This window comes from Alkalihalophilus lindianensis (assembly GCF_032843265.1).
Taxonomy (GTDB): Bacteria; Bacillota; Bacilli; order Bacillales; family Bacillaceae_D; genus Alkalihalophilus; species Alkalihalophilus lindianensis.
This window is the reverse complement of record NZ_JAWJBA010000282.1, coordinates 1-274: the sequence shown is the minus strand read 5'-3', so window position 1 is coordinate 274 and position 274 is coordinate 1. Positions and strand designations below refer to the sequence as shown.

General features: G+C 46.4%; 1 protein-coding gene. It reads left to right on the top strand.

Annotated elements, in window-relative coordinates; genetic code table 11:
- The coding region (locus tag RYX56_RS22265) for a hypothetical protein (RefSeq protein ID WP_317124107.1) at nucleotides 1–274 on the top strand (274 nt) is incomplete at both ends.

The following is a 274-nucleotide window of genomic DNA, read 5'->3' as shown; positions in this document are numbered from 1 at the left end:
GTTCCACGACAGATACAAGAAACGAAAAGCCGAAATACCTCTGCCCGCTAACTATGATCCGGGGCGGATACGTGTCGAGCCCTTCTTTCTTAAGCTGTATGGGGAAACTCCGGATCAGGTTAGGGAAAACCTCAGGGAAATTGTTTGGTGCCCTAAGCTCGTGGGACAAAAAATAAAGGTTAGTACGCTTTACGGAGCGGATAAGCAGTTTGAAAAGATCTCAAAGGAACTGGATGAATACCCGGAATTTGCACCCTACGTCACTAAAATAGCA